The organism is Allokutzneria albata (genome assembly GCF_900103775.1).
Taxonomy (GTDB): Bacteria; Actinomycetota; Actinomycetes; order Mycobacteriales; family Pseudonocardiaceae; genus Allokutzneria; species Allokutzneria albata.
Genome location: NZ_LT629701.1, coordinates 7,579,498 through 7,598,354 on the forward strand (window position 1 = coordinate 7,579,498; position 18,857 = coordinate 7,598,354).

The 18,857-nt window shown below is 70.7% G+C and carries 18 protein-coding genes and 1 riboswitch; of the genes, 7 read left to right on the top strand and 11 right to left on the bottom strand.

Annotation, left to right across the window (positions count from 1 at the left end; genetic code table 11):
• Positions 1 to 23: 23 nt before the first annotated feature.
• Positions 24 to 779, top strand: coding sequence for a ComEA family DNA-binding protein (locus BLT28_RS34610; protein ID WP_231950524.1), 756 nt, complete (start codon positions 24 to 26; stop codon positions 777 to 779).
• The gene (locus BLT28_RS34615) at positions 776 to 3,112 is read left to right on the top strand and encodes a ComEC/Rec2 family competence protein (protein WP_030426441.1); all 2,337 of its coding nucleotides are present in this window, start codon (positions 776 to 778) and stop codon (positions 3,110 to 3,112) included. The genes BLT28_RS34610 and BLT28_RS34615 overlap by 4 nt, the downstream gene beginning before the upstream one ends.
• Positions 3,113 to 3,116: 4 nt before the next feature.
• Here BLT28_RS34615 and thrC read toward each other — a convergent pair whose 3' ends face one another.
• The gene (gene thrC, locus BLT28_RS34620) at positions 3,117 to 4,379 is read right to left on the bottom strand and encodes a threonine synthase (RefSeq protein WP_030426440.1); all 1,263 of its coding nucleotides are present in this window, start codon (positions 4,377 to 4,379) and stop codon (positions 3,117 to 3,119) included.
• An 11-nt stretch (positions 4,380 to 4,390) separates the two neighbouring features.
• Positions 4,391 to 4,521, bottom strand: a riboswitch (SAM riboswitch).
• A 139-nt stretch (positions 4,522 to 4,660) separates the two neighbouring features.
• On the opposite strand from thrC, the gene holA reads away from it, so the two are divergent.
• The gene (holA, locus tag BLT28_RS34625; protein WP_030426439.1) at positions 4,661 to 5,641 is read left to right on the top strand and encodes a DNA polymerase III subunit delta; all 981 of its coding nucleotides are present in this window, start codon (positions 4,661 to 4,663) and stop codon (positions 5,639 to 5,641) included.
• Positions 5,642 to 6,313: 672 nt separating this feature from the next.
• Here the strand turns inward: holA and BLT28_RS34630 are convergent.
• Positions 6,314 to 6,724: an SSI family serine proteinase inhibitor gene (locus tag BLT28_RS34630; RefSeq protein WP_030426438.1), complete on the bottom strand. Its 411-nt coding sequence runs from the start codon at positions 6,722 to 6,724 to the stop codon at positions 6,314 to 6,316.
• A gap of 359 nt (positions 6,725 to 7,083) precedes the next feature.
• On the opposite strand from BLT28_RS34630, the gene BLT28_RS34635 reads away from it, so the two are divergent.
• Positions 7,084 to 7,638: an RNA polymerase sigma factor gene (locus BLT28_RS34635; RefSeq protein WP_162184773.1), complete on the top strand. Its 555-nt coding sequence runs from the start codon at positions 7,084 to 7,086 to the stop codon at positions 7,636 to 7,638.
• A 135-nt stretch (positions 7,639 to 7,773) separates the two neighbouring features.
• On the opposite strand, the gene rpsT is transcribed toward BLT28_RS34635, so the two are convergent.
• Complete coding sequence (gene rpsT, locus BLT28_RS34640) at positions 7,774 to 8,034, bottom strand: 30S ribosomal protein S20 (RefSeq protein WP_030426437.1); 261 nt, start codon at positions 8,032 to 8,034, stop codon at positions 7,774 to 7,776.
• Positions 8,035 to 8,196: 162 nt separating this feature from the next.
• The gene (locus BLT28_RS34645) at positions 8,197 to 10,488 is read right to left on the bottom strand and encodes a glycoside hydrolase family 3 N-terminal domain-containing protein (RefSeq protein ID WP_052406695.1); all 2,292 of its coding nucleotides are present in this window, start codon (positions 10,486 to 10,488) and stop codon (positions 8,197 to 8,199) included.
• A 115-nt stretch (positions 10,489 to 10,603) separates the two neighbouring features.
• Here BLT28_RS34645 and BLT28_RS34650 point away from each other — a divergent pair, with 115 nt between their 5' ends.
• Positions 10,604 to 11,410: a TSUP family transporter gene (locus tag BLT28_RS34650; protein ID WP_030426435.1), complete on the top strand. Its 807-nt coding sequence runs from the start codon at positions 10,604 to 10,606 to the stop codon at positions 11,408 to 11,410.
• Here BLT28_RS34650 and BLT28_RS34655 read toward each other — a convergent pair whose 3' ends face one another.
• The 4 genes from BLT28_RS34655 to BLT28_RS34670 form a co-directional block, all read right to left on the bottom strand.
• Positions 11,411 to 12,178: an esterase/lipase family protein gene (locus BLT28_RS34655; RefSeq protein ID WP_043810049.1), complete on the bottom strand. Its 768-nt coding sequence runs from the start codon at positions 12,176 to 12,178 to the stop codon at positions 11,411 to 11,413.
• Positions 12,179 to 12,271: 93 nt separating this feature from the next.
• Positions 12,272 to 13,009 carry a lipase family alpha/beta hydrolase gene (locus BLT28_RS34660; RefSeq protein ID WP_081899911.1) on the bottom strand — a complete coding sequence of 246 codons (738 nt, stop codon included), beginning with the start codon at positions 13,007 to 13,009 and terminating at the stop codon, positions 12,272 to 12,274.
• Between the two features lie 55 nt (positions 13,010 to 13,064).
• Positions 13,065 to 13,274 carry a hypothetical protein gene (locus tag BLT28_RS34665; RefSeq protein ID WP_030426432.1) on the bottom strand — a complete coding sequence of 70 codons (210 nt, stop codon included), beginning with the start codon at positions 13,272 to 13,274 and terminating at the stop codon, positions 13,065 to 13,067.
• A gap of 9 nt (positions 13,275 to 13,283) precedes the next feature.
• Positions 13,284 to 14,210, bottom strand: a complete 927-nt coding sequence (locus BLT28_RS34670) for an SPFH domain-containing protein (protein ID WP_030426431.1) — start codon at positions 14,208 to 14,210, stop codon at positions 13,284 to 13,286.
• Positions 14,211 to 14,345: 135 nt separating this feature from the next.
• On the opposite strand from BLT28_RS34670, the gene BLT28_RS34675 reads away from it, so the two are divergent.
• Positions 14,346 to 15,191: an EamA family transporter gene (locus BLT28_RS34675; protein WP_030426430.1), complete on the top strand. Its 846-nt coding sequence runs from the start codon at positions 14,346 to 14,348 to the stop codon at positions 15,189 to 15,191.
• On the opposite strand, the gene BLT28_RS34680 is transcribed toward BLT28_RS34675, so the two are convergent.
• A complete protein-coding gene (locus BLT28_RS34680) occupies positions 15,188 to 15,751 on the bottom strand; it encodes a class I SAM-dependent methyltransferase (protein WP_052406693.1) in 564 nt (187 codons plus the stop codon). The two genes, BLT28_RS34675 and BLT28_RS34680, sit on opposite strands and share 4 nt — an antisense overlap.
• A gap of 182 nt (positions 15,752 to 15,933) precedes the next feature.
• On the opposite strand from BLT28_RS34680, the gene lepA reads away from it, so the two are divergent.
• Complete coding sequence (gene lepA, locus BLT28_RS34685; protein WP_030426428.1) at positions 15,934 to 17,778, top strand: translation elongation factor 4; 1,845 nt, start codon at positions 15,934 to 15,936, stop codon at positions 17,776 to 17,778.
• A gap of 77 nt (positions 17,779 to 17,855) precedes the next feature.
• Here lepA and BLT28_RS34690 read toward each other — a convergent pair whose 3' ends face one another.
• Both BLT28_RS34690 and BLT28_RS34695 read right to left on the bottom strand, forming a co-directional pair.
• A complete protein-coding gene (locus BLT28_RS34690; protein WP_081899909.1) occupies positions 17,856 to 18,269 on the bottom strand; it encodes a PH domain-containing protein in 414 nt (137 codons plus the stop codon).
• Positions 18,270 to 18,324: 55 nt separating this feature from the next.
• Positions 18,325 to 18,780 carry an HD domain-containing protein gene (locus BLT28_RS34695; RefSeq protein ID WP_030426426.1) on the bottom strand — a complete coding sequence of 152 codons (456 nt, stop codon included), beginning with the start codon at positions 18,778 to 18,780 and terminating at the stop codon, positions 18,325 to 18,327.
• Between the last annotated feature and the right edge of the window lie 77 nt (positions 18,781 to 18,857).

Genomic DNA, 18,857 nt, shown 5'->3' on the forward strand with positions numbered 1-18,857 from the left:
ACTCGCTCCCTAACGTCGCAACGGTGACGAACCCCCACCTCGACCACCCGGCGGGCACGGCCAGGATCAGGCAGGAGCTGCTGGCGAAGAAGCGCCTGGCGGCCCTGTCCGGTCCCACTCCGGAGGACCCCGACCCACCACCGGGACCGGTGGAGATCCACATCGGTCCCGCCGCCCGCATCCCGGTGCTCGACCGGCTGGTGCCGGAATGGCTGCGCCGCGCGAGGCTGAACCCCGGCCGCTCCGGGGCGCTGGCGCTGGTGGCGGTGGCCGCCCTCGTCGCCCTCGTGACGGTCCTGCTGTGGCCGGGCGGCGTGGCGGCCGAACCGGCGCCGGTGGTCTCCGCTCCGGCTGCGCCACAACAGAAACCGGCGCAACTCGTGGTGAGCGTGGTCGGCCGAGTCGGCAAGCCCGGTCTGGTGTCGCTGCCCGAGGGCGCGCGGATCGCCGATGCCGTCCAGGCAGCGGGTGGGCTGCTGCCCGACGCCGATCCGGTCACCGTCAACCTCGCCAGGAAGGTCGGTGACGGAGAGCAGATCGTCGTCGGCCTGCCCGCCCCGGCCGCGGATCCGGGGCAAGGCGAAGGCGCGAAGGTCAGCCTCAACTCCGCGACGGTGCAGCAGCTCGACGGCCTGCCGGGAGTGGGCCAGGTGACCGCCCAGCGGATCGTGCAGTGGCGCACCAAACACGGCAGGTTCTCCTCGGTCGACCAGCTCCGCGAAGTGGACGGCATCGGCAGCTCGCGTCTGGCGAAGCTCCGCGAGCTGGTGACGCTGTGACCACGGTGCCGCTGGACTTCAGGCTCATCCCGGCCGCAGTGGCGGTGTGGGCCGTAGCACTGGTCGGGCTGCACCTCGGCTGGTTCGCCACCGTGCTGTGCGGCGTGCTTGCGACGGCCTTCGCGTTCCTGGCGGTGTGGCGGGGTTCGGGGGTGTGGGCGAACGGTCTGCTCGCGACGAGCGTTCTGGCGGGTGCGGCCGCCGTTGTCGTCACCAGCCACGCCCTCCCGGCCTCGACCCACCCGTTGCGCGACCTCGCGAGCACAGGGGCGACCGCGACGATCAGGGCGACGTTGTCCGAAGATCCGAGACCTTTGCGCACCAAGGGATACGCCGGTCGTCCTGCCGGGGCGGACCAGGTGGCGGTCCGGGCACGGTTGCGTGACGAGCCAGGTGGCGCCGTGCTGTTGTTGGCTCCGGCTGCCGCGTGGTCGATGTTGTTGCCGGAGCAGGAAGTCACGGCGACGGGAGCACTGGTCGTGCCGCGCGGTGGGGACTTCACGGTGGCGGTGCTGCGCGTCCGCGGTCCACCGCTCGCGGTCGGTCCAGCGCCGAGTTGGCAGACCGCCGCCGATGGTGTGCGTGCGGGCCTCCGCGACGCGGCGAAGGTGCTCTCCCCTGAGCTCGCGGGACTGCTACCGGCGTTGGTGGTCGGCGACACCAGCGGTCTCTCGCCGCGCGTGGTGGAGGAGTTCCGGGTGTCCGGGCTGGCCCACCTGTTGGCGGTGAGCGGGGCGAACCTGGCCATCGTCTGTGGTGCGGTACTGCTGCTGTTCCGGCTGCTGACGGCGGGACCGCGGCTGGCGGGTTTCGCGGCGGTCCTGGCGCTGATCGGCTTCGTGCTGCTGGCACGACCAGAACCGAGCGTGTTGCGCGCCGCGGTGATGGGCGGTGTCACGCTGCTGGCCTTGGTGTTGGGGCGCAAGGGATCTGCGTTGCCCGCGCTGGCCGGGGCTGTGATCGCGTTGCTGCTGTTCGACCCGGGTTTGGCCGGCACTCCCGGCTTCGCGCTGTCTGTGCTGGCGACCTCGGCACTGGTGATCCTCGCGCCCAGGTGGGCGGCTGCGCTGCGCGATCGCGGAGTGCCGGTGGGGCTCGCTGAGGCCATCGCAGTGCCCGCGGCGGCGCAGCTCGCCACCGCTCCGGTGATCGCGGCGTTGTCCGGGCAGATCAGCCTGGTCGGCATTCCGGCCAATCTGCTCGCGGCTCCCGTGGTCGCGCCGGCGACGGTGTTCGGTGTGCTCGCCGCGTTGGTGTCGACGGTGCACGAGGGCACCGCGGAGCTGCTGGTCCACCTGGCCGGGCCGGAGGTGTGGTGGCTGATCACGGTGGGCAGGCATGCCGCGGCCGTGCCGGACAGCGGGATTGCCTGGCCTTCCGGTGTGTTCGGCGGACTGCTGCTCGCCGCGCTGCTGGTCGCCGTCGTGGTGCTGCTGCGCAGTCGTCGGTTCCGGATCGTGCTGGTGCTCGGTGTGGTCGCGCTGCTGTTGTCGACGGTTCCGGCGAAGTTGCTCAGCCCGGGGTGGCCGGCCGACGGTTGGGCGGCAGTGGCCTGCGACGTCGGGCAGGGCGATGCCGTGGTCCTCGCCGTGGCCGAACCGGGACGCGCGGTGCTGGTCGACACGGGGCCGGAACCGTTGGCGGTCAACGCCTGCCTCGACCGGCTGGACGTGGACAGGGTGCCGTTGGTGGTGTTGAGCCATCTGCACGCCGACCACATCGGCGGCCTCGCGGCGGTGCTCGCGGAGAGATCCGTGGGAGCGGTCGCGGTCGGGCCACTGCGAGAGCCCGCCTGGGCGATGAAGGAGGTGCGCGACACCGTTGCGGCGGCGGGAGTCCCGCTGATCGAACTGGGCCGTGGTCAGCGGCTGGAGTGGCCGGGACTGGTGCTGGAGGTGCTGGCGCCACTGCGTTCCCCGGCACCTCGGACCTCGGAGTCCCCGCTGCCGGGAACCGTGGTCAACGACGCGTCACTGGTGCTTCGGGCGCACACGCCCGCCGGGCGGATGCTGCTGACCGGCGACATCGAGCTGGCCACCCAGGCCGAGCTGCTGACGTCCACAGTGGACATCAGCGCGGATGTGCTCAAGGTGCCGCACCACGGCTCCCGGTACAGCCTGCCCCGGTTCCTCGGGACGGTGCGGCCCCGCGTCGCCTTGATCTGCGTGGGCGCGGGCAACGACTACGGCCACCCGAGCCCCCTGGTACTGCAAGCACTCGCCGGGGTTCGCGTCCTGCGCACCGACCTGGACGGTGACGTCGCCGTTCTGGCCACCCGCGACGGTCTGGCGACCGCACGGAGAGGAGAACCACGGCCACCGCCCAGGCGGTGAGCGCTCAGAGCCCGAGCGCCTCGCGGACGGCGGCGCTCGACGGCGGCACGGTGGCGCGCGGGCCGACCTTGTCCTGCACCGCGTCGAGGGTCTTCAGGCCGTCGCCGGTGATCAGCAGCACGGTCTCGGCATCCGGGTCCAGCTGGCCGGACTCGATCAGCTTCTTCGCCGTCGCGACGGTCACGCCGCCCGCGGTCTCGGCGAAGATGCCCTCGGTGCGCGCCAGCAGACGGATGGCCTCGACGACCTCCTCGTCGCTGACGTGCTCGACCGAGCCGTTGGTGCGCCGCACCGTGTCCAGCACGTAGGGACCGTCGGCCGGGGCGCCGATCGCCAGCGAGCGGGCGATCGTGTCCGGCTTCACGGGCTGGATCACGTCGTGGCCCGCCTGGAACGCGGCGGCGACGGGGGAGCAGCCGGTGGCCTGGGCACCGAAGACCCGGTACGGGGTCGGCTCGACCAGGTCCAGCTCGCCCAGCTCGCGGAAGGCCTTGTCCACCTTGGTCAGCTGCGATCCGGAGGCGACCGGCACCACGATCTGCTGCGGCAGGCGCCAGCCGAGCTGTTCGGCGACCTCGTAGCCGAGGGTTTTCGAGCCCTCCGCGTAGTACGGGCGGACGTTGACGTTGACGAACGCCCAGTCCTCGTGGTCCGCGGCCAGCTCGGTGGCCAGGCGGTTCACGTCGTCGTAGTTGCCGTCCACGGCGATCAGCGCGCCGTCGTACACGGCGGTGGTGAGCACCTTCGCCCGCTCGAGAGAGGAGGGGATCAGCACGACCGACTCCCAGCCCGCGCGCGCCGCGGCGGCGGCGACGGCGTTGGCCAGGTTGCCGGTGGAGGGGCAGGCCAGCACGGTGAACCCGAGCTGACGGGCGGCGGCGAGCGCCACCGCGACCACCCGGTCCTTGAAGGAGTGCGTGGGGTTGCCGGTGTCGTCCTTCACCCACAGCTTGCGCACGCCGAGGGCCGCGGCCAGGCGGTCGGCCTTGACCAGCCGGGTCAGTCCCGGATCGGTGTTGGGGTGCTCCTGGACGTCCGAGGGCACCGGGAGGAGGTTGCGGTAGCGCCAGATGGAGCGGGGGCCGGCCTCGATCTCCGCGCGGGTGATCTTGCCGAAGTCGTAGCCGACCTCAAGGGGGCCGAAACACTCCGAACACGCGAACTCCGCGGCCAGGGGCACCTCGTTGCCGCATTCGCGGCACACCAGGGCGCGCGCCGGGCCGAGGTCGAACTGGTGGGCGCTGCGGCGCGCCTCGATGGTCGTCATCGCGAGGTCTCTCCTCATCTTTCCCGCTCGTGCGGGCCGGATTTGGCACCGTGATCGCCGATGGCCTCGCGGAAGTCCGCTGCTGTCGGTGTCGGTTGCCGGGGTGTCGCAGGGCCGATCCCTCTACCCCTCTGGATGAGCTGTTCAGTTGTGCGGCGGCGCCCTTCGGCTGCCGTCCGGCGGTAACGCTACGGCAACGTCCCACCGGACAGCCACCGCTGTCCAGGATGCGGGACGTCGGCGGCGGTCGGACTGTCCGCCGGTCGTGCGAGGATGGCGCGGTGAGTGCTCCTGCCGCGGCGCCAGCCCCGTTGCACCTGGTCATCGGAGAGGAAGAGCTGCTCGTCGAACGGTCAGTGCGGGCCGCCCTCGACGCTGCCCGACAGGCCGATCCCGAGGCCGAGCTGCGCCGGGTCCGGGTGACCGATCTCACCCCGCCGGAGCTGGCCGAGCTGCTCAGCCCCTCGCTGTTCGCGGAGGGCCGGGTGATCGTGCTGGAGGCGGCCCAGGAGGCGGGCAAGGAGATCGCCGAGGCGGTGCTGTCCTACATCCGCGACCCCGCCGAGGGCGTGACCCTGGTCGTCACGCACACCGGTGGCGGGCGCGGCAAGCTGGCCAAGGAGCTGCCCGCCGCACTGCGCAAGGCGGGGGCCGCGGTCGCGGAGTGCGCCAAGCTGACCAAGGCGGGCGACCGGGAATCCTTTGTGCGCAACGAAGTCAGGCGTGCGGGCGGCAAGATAGACGGACCTGCGCTCGCGGCGCTGATGGAGACGGTGGGCAACGACCTGCGCGAGCTGGCGGCCGCCGCGTCGCAGCTCGTCGCGGACACCGGCGGCAAGGTCGACGAGCAGGCGGTGCGCCGCTACCACCGCGGTCGTGCCGAGGTGACCGGCTTCGCGGTCGCGGAGAAGGCGGTCACCGGCGATCGCACGGCCGCGCTGGAGTCCTTGAGGTGGGCGCTGCAGCTCGGCGTTCCGCACGTGCTGCTGGCCGACGCGCTGGCCGACGCGGTGCGCACCATCGCCAGGGTGGCCGGGGTGGGGCGGGCCGACCCGTTCCAGCTCGCCGGTCAGCTCGGTATGCCGCCGTGGAAGGTCAAGAAGGCGCTCGGACAGGCCCAGGGCTGGTCGCCGGAGGGCCTCGCCGAGGCGATGGGTCTGGTGGCCACCCTCAACGCGGAGGTCAAGGGAATGGCCGCCAGCGCGGACTACGCGGTGGAGCGCGCCGTGCTGAAAGTTGCCGCCGCGCGCAACCGGCGCTGAACGCGGGACATACAGGACGCAAAGGGCAGTTCGGACACAGGTCGCGGGGGCTCCTCGGCCAGCGGCATGCCGAGGAACCCCCGCTTGTCCGCCTCCCCCCGGGAAAAACCCAGGTCAGAGCCGGAGATTCGGGCCAGTGGGCGCTTCGGCGAGACAGTCGTCGACGTGGGTGGCCTGATGGGCGACCGGTGTCCCGCGCCGGAAACCACGCGCGCTCACTGTGCGAGGTGCAGATTCATTTGTGCAGTCTGGATCGAACCGACATTCATTCGGGTGAAGTTTCCCTCGGCCTTCGCCGGTCGCAGGCCGGCAGGCGCTGCGGATGGGCGGTTACCGCCCGTGGGACCGCACGTCGGCATCACTCTCTTGGCGGGGTGCCATCGGGCTCGTCGGCCACGGACAGTGTGAGGACTGAGCGAGCGTTCGCGGCGGTTTCGGCAACTGCCGGGACCGGGGTGAGGGAAAGTGCGGCCGCCCCGGCGGTGAGGGCGATGCCCGGCAAACGGTTGCGCGGCATTGCGGGCCCTATCCGGAATCCGAACGGGTTTCCCTCGAAATTCATGTCAATACGACTGTCGAGTGATGTGCTTGACGGTTGCGGGAACTTCACGTGACAGAATATGTGTTTGCTGCGTCAACAATCTGGGACCGCGCGGCGCCGTCGAGAATTGATCAGAACCTGAATACCGGTCCAGTTTCGGCGATCAATACACACCTGTTTGGGAACGTGATTTGTTCCCGGACCTGGCGGCCCTGCCACGTTCCGGTGGACGACACCGTGACCGGGTCGTAGATCAGCGGGCAGATCGCGTCGCGGTCGACGCGCAATGCCGAGATGTACCCGCCGGTCGAGGCCAGCACCGCGCAGGCGGCGACCGGCAGGGGATGGCTGCCGTTGTCCGGTGCGCAGGTCAGCACGACCCGCCTCGCGGTCGGCGTCACGTTCTCGCCGGGATTGCTGGTGAGCACGAGCACCGCGGCGGGCGGAGCGGTCCGGGGAGCCGCCCCGGCAGGCGCCGCCAAGACCGCGAGCAGTGCGGTCGCCGCGACCGGGGCGAACCGAAGCAGTCGGTTCCTGAACATGATTGACCTTTCATCGAAATATGTTCGTATATCTCGCGGATCACCTGTGCGGGTCCCACTTCCAATACGCGAGCGGCTTCCGGTCGCACTCAGTGAGCGTTCTCACAGGCAGGGGGAACCAGGGGGCTGATCCCTCCAATGGCGGTATGCGCCCAGCTGACCGAGGGAACCATGTTTTCCTGCGCAACGAAGGCTTGCCAACGGACCGTTCTTGCGGTGGTATCTAAGTCGGTCGAGGGGGTCCTCGGGCTGCGCCTCGTGAACGCCGTGGTGCTTCGAAGGGAATTTGGCCGGATAACTCGTTCAGACGTGCTTGTCGGTCCCGCCGATAATTCCTGTCGATGCTAGGAGCTGTGTTGTTGACCAAACAGAAGACCGGTGCGTTCCGCGACGGGTGCGCTCGGCCGCGAAGCGAGGAGTTCTGGCGGGAATGCGTGGAACTGCGGCCGGCGCTGATCCGGATCGCGGTCCGGGCCGGCGCGGGTGAGGCGGCCGAGGATCTGGTGCACGAAGCCTTCATCAGGGCGATGGAGTTCCCGGGGCTGGACCCGCAACGGGTGATGCCCTTTCTGGTGGCCGTGGTGAAGCGGTTGTGCGTGGACGAGGCCCGTAGGAGCACCACCGCGCGGCAGGTTGCCACGCACGCCAGGCTGCTACCGTTGGACGTGACAGATCCGGCCGAGTCGATCAGCGATCAGGCCGAGGCGGAGTGGCTGGTCGCGCACTGCGGCAAGCTCAGTCGGCGCGAACGTTATGTCCTGCTCTGGCTCTCTCACGGTCTCCCGCACGACGAGATCTCACGGAGGCTGGGCACGACACGACGCGCGACCGAGTGCATCGCCAGCCGCGCGCGCTGCCGGGTCCGTCAGTGGATGGCCCGCCGTTCGCCCGTCAACAGGGTGATCGGCTGCTGAAAGGGCCTAGGTACGGGGAGCAGGGCCCCGTACCTAGGCCCTTCTCCGTTGTCAGGGGAGCAGGGCCCCTGACAGACGAAGAACGCCGCCCCGCTGGTGCGGGGCGGCGTTGTCGTTGCTACTGCTGATCAGCGATCAGATCTTGTTGGCGCGCAGGGCCATCGCCGACTTCTTGTTGGCGGCCTGGTTCGCGTGGATGACGCCCTTGCTGGCCGCCTTGTCCAGCTTCTTGCTGGCCTCGGCGAGCAGCGCGGTGGCCTTCTCCTTGTCCCCGGCCTCGGCGGCCTCGCGGAACTTGCGGATGGCCGTCTTGAGGGCCGACTTCACGGACTTGTTCCGCAGGCGCGCCTTCTCGTTGGTCTTGATGCGCTTGACCTGCGACTTGATGTTGGCCATGGCTGGACCCTCTTCCGTTCGACTGGGGTGGTGCACCGCGCTTGATCGGCACTCGCCCGAACCTCGGCGAGCCTTCCTCCACGACGGAACGCCGCGCGGCACGACGCCGGTGATGGTAACAACCGGGCGCCGTGCCACCCAAAACGACCCGGAAGGCCGGCGTCAGCGCACCGCGAACGGGGCCCGCTCGTCCTCCACGACCACCTCGTAGCCGGTCCTCGGCACCTCCCTTCGCCCGGCGCCGTCGACGTCGCCGCTGGTCAGGGCGAGCTGTTCGACCGAGAACTCCACCTCAACCGCCTGCTGGGCGCCTGCCGCCAGCTCCACGCGCGCCCAGCCGACGAGCCGCTTGTCGGGAACCTGCAGCGGTGCGACCGGCTGGTGCACGTAGACCGGGACGACCGCCGTGCCCGCCCGCGAGCCGGTGTTGCGCACGGTGAAGCCGATCTTGAGCTTGGCATCCGCCCGGACCGTCGCGGGCACGCTCGGCGCTCCTACGGCGAAGCTCGTGTACGACAGGCCGTGGCCGAACGCGAAGGCCGGGTCGTACTTGGAGCTCTCCCCGCCGTTCGTGCCGGGCAGCTGGTCATAGGACATCGGCTGGTCACCGACGCGCTTCGGCCAGGACACCGGGAGCTTGCCGCCCGGGTTGGCAGTGCCGAACAACACATCCGCGACCGCCGTGCCGCCCTCGGTGCCGGGCAGCCACCCGGCGAGCAGCGCATCGGCGCCGGCGACCGAGCCGAGCACCTGCGGGCGGCCGGTGAGCAGCACGACGACCACGGGCTTGCCCGTCGCGCGCACGGCGTCCACCAGGCCCTGCTGCGCCGCGGTGAGCGCGGGTTCCTCGGTGTCGGCGGGCCCCTCCGCACCCGGCTTCTCGCCGAGCACCACGACGACGGCCTTGGCGTCCTTGGCCTGGGCGACCGCCTCGGCCTGGCCGGGCGCGTGGGCGACGGTGCCTCCCGGCGCCGCCGCGCGGATGCCCTCCAGCACGGTGACCGCCTCCGGGACCGGACCCTGCTCGGGGACGCCCTGCCAGTCGACGGTCCAGCCGCCGAGCTGCCGCCGCACGTCGTCCGCGGTGTCGCCGGTGACGACGATCTTGCCGCCCTTGGCCAGCGGCAGCGTGGACTTCTCGTTGCGCAGCAACACCATCGACTCCGTGGCGGCCTTGCGCGCGAGGTCGAGCCCGACGCCGTTGACGCGCTCGTTGGCCACCGCGGGGTCCACGTACGGCCGCTCGAACAGGCCGAGCTCGAACTTCAACCGCAGGATGCGCCGGACTGCCTCGTCGACGCGCCGTTCGCTGACGCGGCCGTCGCGGACGACCTGGCGCAGCCCGGCGGTGAACTCCCCGGCCGCGGACGGCTCCATCGCCATGTCCACGCCCGCGTTCACCGCCATCGCGATCGCCGCAGGGTAGTCGGCGGCGGCCTTGTGCTTGGTGACCAGCGAACGGATGTCCTGCCAGTCAGTGATCGCGACACCGGTGAAGCCCAGCCGGTTCCGCAGTTGTTCGGTGAGCATGTACTTCGACGCGTGCACCGGGACCCCGTTGACGGACCCAGAGTTGATCATGACGGTCTTCACGCCCGCGCGGAACTGCGCGGTGAACGGCGGCAGCACCTGGTCCTGGAGCGTGCGCACCGGAAGGAACGCCGGGGCGCGGTCGTGACCGCCCTTGGGCTCGGAGTACCCGGCGAAGTGCTTGGCGGTGGCGGCCAGGCGCGCGGTCCTGCCGTCATCGGTCTGCATGCCCCGAACCGCCGCCGCCGCGAGGGTTCCGGCCAGGTGCGGGTCCTCGCTGTAGGTCTCGTAGTAGCGGCCCCACCGGGTGTCCCTGGCGATGTCGGAGACCGGGGCGAAGTTCCAGAACACGCCCGTGGCCCGCATGGCCTGCCCCGTCGCCGCGCCCGCCTGCTCGATCAGCTTCGGGTTCCACGTGGCGCCGAGCCCGATCTGGTGCGGGAACATCGTCGCGGTCACCACGTTGCTGTGCCCGTGCACGCCGTCGGCGCCGTAGAGCACGGGGATCCTGAGCCGGTTGTTGTCCAGCGCGTACTTCTGGATGGCGTTGGTCATCTCCGCCCACGCCTTGGGGCTGGGGTCCGGTGCGGGGAAGTCGCCCCCGCCGGAGAGGATCGAGCCGACCTTCGCGTCGACGAGCACCGGCTTCATGCAGTCCTCGCGCAGCGGCCCCGGTACCGCGTCGCAGTCGCCCCTGAGCTTGCCGACCCGGATCTGGGTCATCTGGCCGATCTTCTCGTCCAGCGTCATGCGGCCGAGCAGGGCGTGCACCCGTGCTTCGAGCGGCAGTCCCGCGTCGAGGTGGTCCGCGGGGTGCGCCGCCGTGGTGAGCGGGAGGGTGAGCGCGGCCGTGATGACCAGCGCGGTTGTTCTTCGAGCGGTGAGCACGTTCTCCTCCAACGAGAGGGTGTGCGGCAGCAGCACCCCTATCGTTCGGCGGTGAGGTTGGTCACCAACAGCTGCGTTCGGAGCAATGTGGGAGCGCTTTCCCGCTGGTAAGCGTTGTTGTGCAGTACGGGTGTCTGCCTACCGTCCGTCCGTGTTCGCAACCCTGGACCTGCCCGGCTTCGCCGGGATCTCGGTCGCCGCGCTGGCGTTCCTCTGCGTCGCCGCCTTCCTCGCCGGTGCCATCGACGCGATCGTCGGAGGCGGCGGTCTCGTCCAGTTGCCCGCGATGCTGCTGGTGCTGCCGGGCGGCGCCCCGATCTACTCGCTGGCCACCAGCAAGCTCTCCTCGTTCGTCGGCACCGCGGCCGCGGTCGGCACCTACGTCCGGCGCACGAAGATCGACTGGCGCAGCACCGCGCCCACGGCCGTGCTCGCCTTCGGCGGATCCATCGGTGGCGCGGCGTTCGCCGACATGCTGCCGCCGGGCGCGCTGAACGTGGTCGTCCTGTGCGCGCTGGTCGGCGTCGGCGTCTACACCTGGCGCAAGCCGGAGTTCGGGGCGCAGGACGCGGAGCACCTCTCGCGCGCCCGGCAGTTGGCGGTGATGCTGGCCGGAGGAGCGGTGATCGGCTTCTGGGACGGCCTCGCCGGTCCCGGCACCGGCTCGTTCCTGGTGTTCCTGTTGGTGGGCCTGGTGGGCTTCGCGTTCGTGCGCGCGTCGGCGACGGCGAAGGTGATCAACACCGCCACCAACCTCGGCGGGCTGTGCTACTTCGTGCCCGCCGGGCAGGTGCTGTGGGGGATCGGCCTGGCGATGGCGCTGTGCAACCTCACCGGGTCCGTCCTCGGCGCGCGGATGGCCGTGCGCCGAGGCTCGGAGTTCGTCCGCAAGGTGTTCCTGACCGTCGTCGCCGCCCTGGTGCTCGGCCTCGGCTGGAAGGTCGCGCTGGGAACGTGATCAGCACGGCGGGCGGTAGCCGGGATCGGCGACGCCGCCCCGCTCCAACGCGTTGACCACCCACTTCACCGCGGGCCGGGAGTGCGGGATCAGCAGGTGCTCGGTGAAGTGCAGCGGGCACGCGTCCTGCAGCACCACGTTGGTCACCCGGCTCGCGGAGCCGGACAGCGCCTGGCCGCGGTAGGGCGTCACGACCGCCTCGTAGCGGGTGGCGATGGTCGTGTACTTCACCGAGCCCGCGAGGTCGCCGCCGTCGTTGAGCGCCCGCATGAACGCCGACCCGGCCGACTGGTCGTCGCAGGCCGGGCAGAACGTCGCTCCGAGCAGCTTCGCCAGCGGCTGGGTGGTGCCGTGGTTGGACGGCGCGATACCGATCAGCGCGTTCACCTTCGCGCTGCCGCCGAGGAACTTCAGGTAGTGCCGGGGCATCATGCCGCCCTGGCTGTAGCCGACGATGTCCACTTTGGACGCTCCGGTGGCGGCGAGCACCTGGTCGACGTAGGCGGCCAGCTCGCGGGCGGACTGCGTGACCGGGTTCAGCCCGCCGTTGCCGTAGTCCAGCGCGTAGGCGCACCAGCCGCCCCGGGTCAGCTCGGGGGCGAGCACGTCCCAGGTGCTCCCGGACTTCTTGAAGGTTCCGTGCAGCAGGATCACCGGCCGTTTGCCCGACTGGCACGCGGCAGGCGCGGCGGTCGCAGTCGCCGCGGCGGCGACCGTGACGGCGGTGGCGAACAGGGCAGCGCAGAGCAGGGCGCGCAGCAGTCGCATAGTCGTCTCCCCGTTGAGACCCGCGGCGGTGAACTGGCGAGTAACAAAGAATGTAAGGCGGGTCACATTCGCCTGTCACTCCGCTGAACGGCCTCAGCAGGCGCGGTGCGCGGGATCGGCCAGCCCGCCCCGGCGCAGCGCGTTCACCGTCCACTTGATCACTGGGCGAGCGTGCGTCATCTGGCCGTGGCCGGTGAAGTCCAGCGGGCACGTGTCCTGGACGACCACGTTGGTCACCCGGTCCGCGGGGCCGCTCAACGTCTGGCTCGCCAGGGGGACCAGGCCGTCGTGCCGGGAGCCGATGGTCGTGTACCTCACCGAACCCACGAGGTCGCCGCCGTCGTTGAGCGCCTTCATGAAAGGCGAGGTGGCGAGCTGATCGGAGCATGCGGGACAGCGCTTGACGAGCCAGTCGGGAAGGGTGCCGGGGATGCCGTGGTGCGGGGAAGCGATGCTGATGACGGAGTTCACCTTCGTGGTGCCGCCGAGGAACTTCAGGTAGTGCCGGGCCACCACGCCGCCCTGGCTGTAGCCGACGATGTCCACTTCGGACGATCCGGTGTCGGCGAGCACGCGGTCGACGTACGCGCCGATCTCCTTGGCGGACAGGGCGATCGGGTTCCTCGCGCGATTGCCGTAGTCCGGTGCGTAGACGCAGCGTTTGTCCTTGCGCAGCTCGGCGGTGAGTTCGCGCCAGGTGCCGCGGCTGTCGTTCGCGGTGCCGTGCAACAGGATCACCGGTCGTCCGCACGAAGCGTCCACTGTGGATGCTTTGGCAGCGGGGGCGACGGCAGCGCTCACGACGAGCAGGACTACGGCAAAGGTCTTCATTGACTCTCCCTGAGGTCGGGCGCGGAACGTAGTGCCCGACCTCAGGACGGCACAACTAAGGAGAATCCTTCGGGTCTTTCGGCGGGCGGCCCCGGCGGGCGGGTTTCCCCGCGTTGCCGGGCATCCGTCCCGCCTCGGTCAGTGCCCTCCGGAGCAGGAACTCGATCTGCGCGTTGGCGCTGCGCAGCTCGTCGTTGGCCCACTTCGTGAGCGCGTCGTGCACCGCCGGATCGAGCCGGAGCAGGACGCTCTTGCGCTCAGCCACGACTGCTTCCTAGTGGTAGAGCGACCCGGCGTTGACGACGGGCTGGGTCGATCGGTCGCCGCAGAGCACCACGAGCAGGTTGCTGACCATGGCGGCCTTCCGCTCCTCGTCGAGGTCGACGACGTCGTGCTCGGCGAGCCGGTCCAGCGCCAGTTCGACCATGCCGACCGCGCCCTCCACGATCCGCTGCCGGGCCGCCACCATCGCGCTCGCCTGCTGCCGCTGGAGCATCGCGTGGGCGATCTCCGGGGCGTAGGCGAGGTGGGTGATCCGGGACTCGATCACGTTCACGCCCGCGGAGGTGACGCGCGCGGCCACCTCGGCGGAGAGCCGCTCCGTGATCTCGTCGGCGTTCTCCCGCAGCGACAGCCCGGTCTCGCCGTGGTTGTCGTAGGCGTAGCTGGTGGCGATGTGCCGCACCGCGGTCTCGGTCTGCACCTGCACGAAGTCGACGAAGTTGTCCACCTCGAACACGGCCTGCGCGGTGTCGCTGACCTGCCAGACCACCACCGCGGCGATCTCCACCGGGTTGCCGTCGGCGTCGTTGACCTTCAGCACCGCGGTCTCGTGGTTGCGGATCCTCGTGGAGACCGGGGTCTTCGTGGCGATGGGGTTCACCCACTGCAGGCCGTCGGAGCGGATCGTCCCGGTGTAGCGGCCGAGCACCTGGAGCACGCGGGCCTGGCCCGGGGCGACCATGACCAGTCCGGCGAACAGGACGGCGCCGACGATCGCGGAGCCGATGCCGGTGAACAGGAAGGCCGAGGTGTGCGTCTTGGCCGAGAGCACGATCTGCAGCACGCCCGCGACCAGCAGGACGAAGCCGAGCAGGAACATCGGCACGCCCGGCAGCCGGTTCCCCTCGCGCTCGCCGATCTTCGGCGCGGGCCGGGACGCGGCGATCCCGGACGGCGTGTGGACGAGTTGGTCGGACATGGCGGCCTCCCCAGTGGTGCCTAGCAAAGTGATATCAGATTTATAGCAGGTGCCCGAGGGCTCCGCCAGGGGATAGGTTGGCCGCGGCAGTGCCGGGGGTTCGTCCGCCCCGGCCGCGGGTCGGAGGGAATCCCGGTGAGCCTCACCGCGCTGCTGCTCGTCCTCGCCGCCGCCTTCGCACACGCAGGGTGGAACCTCGCCGCCAAGAGCGCCGGGGCGGGCGGCCCCGCCTTCGTCTGGCTGTACTCGGCCGCGGCCGCGACGATCTACCTGCCGTTCGCCGCCGTGATCGCCCTCAACGGGCAGCCGCTCGGCTTCGCGGCCGTGCTCGGGATGGGGCTCAGCGCCCTGCTGCACACCGGCTATTTCCTGTTGCTGCAGCACGGTTATGCGGTCGGCGACATGTCCGTGGTCTACCCGCTGGCGCGCGGTACCGGTCCGTTGTTGTCGGTACTGGCTGCTGTACTGCTCTTCGGTGAGCGACCCGGCCTGCTCGGGCTCCTCGGCGCGGGCACGGTCGTCGTGGGCGTGCTCGTGATCGGAGGTGGTGGCCGGGCGGGTGGTTCCGCGGTGCTCTTCGCGCTGCTGACCGGCGTGATGATCGCCGCGTACACGCTGTGGGACGCCTACGCGGTGAAGGAGCTCGGTGTGCCGCCCCTGGTGCTGAACTGGGGGAGCGCGATGGGGGAGGTGCTGATGCTGGCGCCGTACGCGGCCACCCACCGCTCCCAGGTTCGGCTGTCGTGGCGGCTGCACCGTCGCGCGGTGCTGGCGGTCGCCGTGCTCTCGCCGCTGGCCTACATCCTGGTGCTGGTCGCGGTGCAGACCACTCCGGTGAGCCTGATCGCGCCCGCCCGCGAGCTGAGCATCGTCATCGGGGGCATCGCGGCGTGGCGGTTGTTCGGCGAGAAGGACCCGGTGCGGCGGATCGGCGGCTCCGTGGTGGTGCTCGCCGGGGTCGCCATGCTCGCACTGGCCTAGCGCTTGCGGGCGAGGAGTTCGAAGCGCGGCGCGGAGATCAAGCGCAGCGAGCCGAGCCGCATGATCACTTCGGTGAACCCGGCGGCGCGGCTGAGCAGCCGCAGGTCCAATGGCTTGCAGCGCAGCCGGGACCGGCGCACGGACAACAGCAGGCTGCCGCCGGGCCGGAGCACGCGGTGCAGCTCGGCGAACCCGGCCGCGACGTCCGGCCAGAGGTGCACCGTGTCCGCGGAGATCGCCACGTCGATCGATCCGTCGCCGAGCCCGGTGCGCTCCGCCGTTCCGGGCCGCACCCGGACGCGCCCGGTGCTGACCAGCTCCGGGCAGCGCGCCGCGCAGGCCCGCAGCGCCTCCGGCGACGGGTCCACCGCGACGGCGACGCCCTTCGGCACGAGCACGCCCGCCGCGCGCACGCCGGTCCCGGTGCCCGCCCCCAGCACGAGCACCGAGTCCCCCGGGCCGAGGCGCGCGTGCTCGACCAGGCGCCGCTCCGCTCGCGCGGACCCGGCGCCGAACAGGCCGGTCAGGGGGCTGGACGGGGAGGTGAGCAGGGCGTTCATGGTGTCCAGCCAAGCGCGGGGCGACTGAGACCACATCAGGGTTGCCCCGGACGTGTGCCGGGCATTGTCACCGACATGGGAACATGGGGTGTCACCCATATCCAGCGAGGACACCGAGTGAAGCGAACGACGTATCAGAGCGCAGCCGCCTTGACGACCGCCGAGCACTGCGAGGTCGCCGCATGAGCTCGTTCGCGGACAAGACGTTCACCGCCCCGGAGCTGATCCGGAACTTCTGCATCATCGCGCACATCGACCACGGCAAGTCCACGTTGGCCGACCGGATGCTGCAGCTCACCGGCGTGGTCGAGGAGCGGGCCATGCGGGCCCAGTACCTGGACCGGATGGACATCGAGCGGGAACGCGGCATCACGATCAAGGCGCAGAACGTGCGCCTGCCCTGGAAGGTCGGCGACACCGAGCACGTGCTGCACCTGATCGACACCCCCGGTCACGTCGACTTCACCTACGAGGTCTCCCGTGCCCTGGAGGCGTGCGAGGGCGCGATCCTGCTGGTCGACGCCGCGCAGGGGATCGAGGCGCAGACGCTGGCCAACCTGTACCTGGCGCTGGAGAACGACCTCACCATCGTGCCGGTGCTGAACAAGATCGACCTGCCCGCCGCGGAGCCGGACAAGTACGCCGCCGAGCTGGCGCACATCATCGGCTGCGAGCCGGAGGAGGTGTTGCGGGTCTCGGCCAAGACCGGCGTCGGCGTCAGCGAGCTGCTCGACGAGGTGGTCCGCCAGGTGCCCGCGCCGACCGGCGACAGCGACGCCCCGCCGCGCGCGATGATCTTCGACTCGGTCTACGACACCTACCGCGGCGTCGTCACCTACATCCGGGTGATGGACGGCAAGATCACCCCGCGGCAGCGGATCAAGATGATGTCCACCGGGGCGACGCACGAGCTGCTGGAGGTGGGCATCGTCTCGCCGGAGCCCAAGGCCAGCGAGGGCCTCGGCGTCGGCGAGGTGGGCTACCTGATCACCGGTGTGAAGGACGTGCGCCAGTCCAAGGTCGGCGACACCGTCACCTCGGAGAAGCGCGGCGCCACCGAACCGCTGCGCGGCTACCGCGAACCGCAGCCGATGGTCTACGCGGGCCTGTACCCGATGGACGGCTCGGACTACCCGGAGCTGCGCGAGGCGCTGGACAAGCTCCAGCTCAACGACGCCGCGCTGACCTACGAGCCGGAGACCTCGGCGGCGCTGGGCTTCGGCTTCCGCTGCGGCTTCCTCGGCCTGCTGCACCTGGAGATCACCCGCGACCGGCTGGAGCGCGAGTTCGGCCTCGACCTCATCTCCACCGCCCCGAACGTGGTCTTCCGGGTGGTGATGGAGGACGGCACCGAGCACGTGGTCACCAACCCCTCCGACTGGCCGGAGGGCAAGATCGCCGAGATCAACGAGCCGATCACCAAGTGCACCATCATCTCGCCCGCGGAGTACGTCGGCGCGATCATGGAGCTGTGCCAGAGCAGGCGCGGCCAGCTCGGCGGCATGGAGTACCTCTCCGCCGACCGCACCGAGCTGCGCTACACCATGCCGCTCGCCGAGATCATCTACGACTTCTTCGACGCGCTGAAGTCGCGGACCAGGGGCTACGCCTCGCTGGACTACGAGGAGGCGGGCGAGCAGGCCTCGCAGCTGGTCAAGGTCGACATCCTGCTGCAGGGCGAGCCGGTCGACGCGTTCAGCGCGATCGTGCACCGCGACGCCGCCTACGGCTACGGCACCCGGATGACCAGCAAGCTGCGCGAGCTGATCCCGCGGCAGCAGTTCGAGGTGCCGATCCAGGCCGCGATCGGGTCCAGGGTCATCGCCCGCGAGAACATCCGCGCCATCCGCAAGGACGTGCTCGCCAAGTGCTACGGCGGTGACATCACCCGTAAGCGCAAGCTGCTGGAGAAGCAGAAGGAAGGCAAGAAGCGGATGAAGATGGTCGGGCGCGTCGAGGTCCCCCAGGAGGCCTTCGTCGCGGCGCTGTCCACGGACGAGGCCGGGGACAAGAAGACCAAGAAGTAGCCAGCCCGCCGACCGCCCTCAACCCGCTCGGGTTGGGGGCGGTTTGCGCTGTCCGGGGGCGCAGGACTTGACGACGGTCAGACCCGGGTGTGGAGGAGCGCCACGGCCCGGTCGTAGGCGGTGCGGTCGGAGTTCGGGCGGTGGCTGAGCGGCGTGGGGAAAGGGTTGCCGCGCAAGGGTTCCAGCCACAGGACGGTGCGCCGGGTGCGGAGCGCGCGCAGGCCGTCCGGTCGGCTGGTGACCGCGTACAGCTCCGCCCAGCGCAGCGTGCGGGTGCGCAGGACGCGGCGCACACGCACGCCGTGGTCGCTGACGTAGACGCCGCAGCGGGCGTGGCGCAGCGCCAGGAAGGCCGCGGGCAGCAACACCACGGCGGTGGGGACCTCGTTGTCCCACAACAGGAACGCGATGATCAGCGCGATCGCGCCGAAACTGGTGGCGCCGAGGACCCTTGCCGGTCCCGCCGGGCGCACGCTCCTCCACATGGACATGCGGGGAGGATGCGCCGGACCCGCCCCCGCGGGACAGGTCCACTTGGCGACGCGGTCAGGAAGAGGCGGCGGCCTCGTACTCGTCGAGCAGGCGCAGCGCCGTGGCGTACTTGAGCCGCAACCGCTTCCTGGTCGGCTCGTCGAGCTGGTCCAGCCGGAGCGGACCGCTGTTGTCGGCGATGTCGGCGCGCTTGACCACGAGTGCGATCGGGTCGGCGGCGGCGCGCGCCAGGTAGTCGGCCATCGGCTCGCCGGGCCGGTGGCTCAGCGCGATCACGGCGGTGACCACGCGCTCCGGGCACCCGGCCGCGCGCAGGTCGTCGGCGGTGACCGGGGTGTCCTCGAGCACGTCGTGCAGCACGGCGGCCATCCGGTGCTCGGTGCCCTCGACGGCGTCCATCACCCGCAGCGGGTGCTTGATGTAGGGCTGCCCCGCCTTGTCGACTTGGCCCTCGTGGGCTCGGGTGGCCAGGGCGATCGCACTGTCCAACGTGAAGACGGGTTCGGTCATGGTGCCTCCGGGGGCGTGGTCGCACGATCTGGTGAAGTGGAGCCCGCCCAGTCTCCACCGGGCCGTTTCCGTCAGAC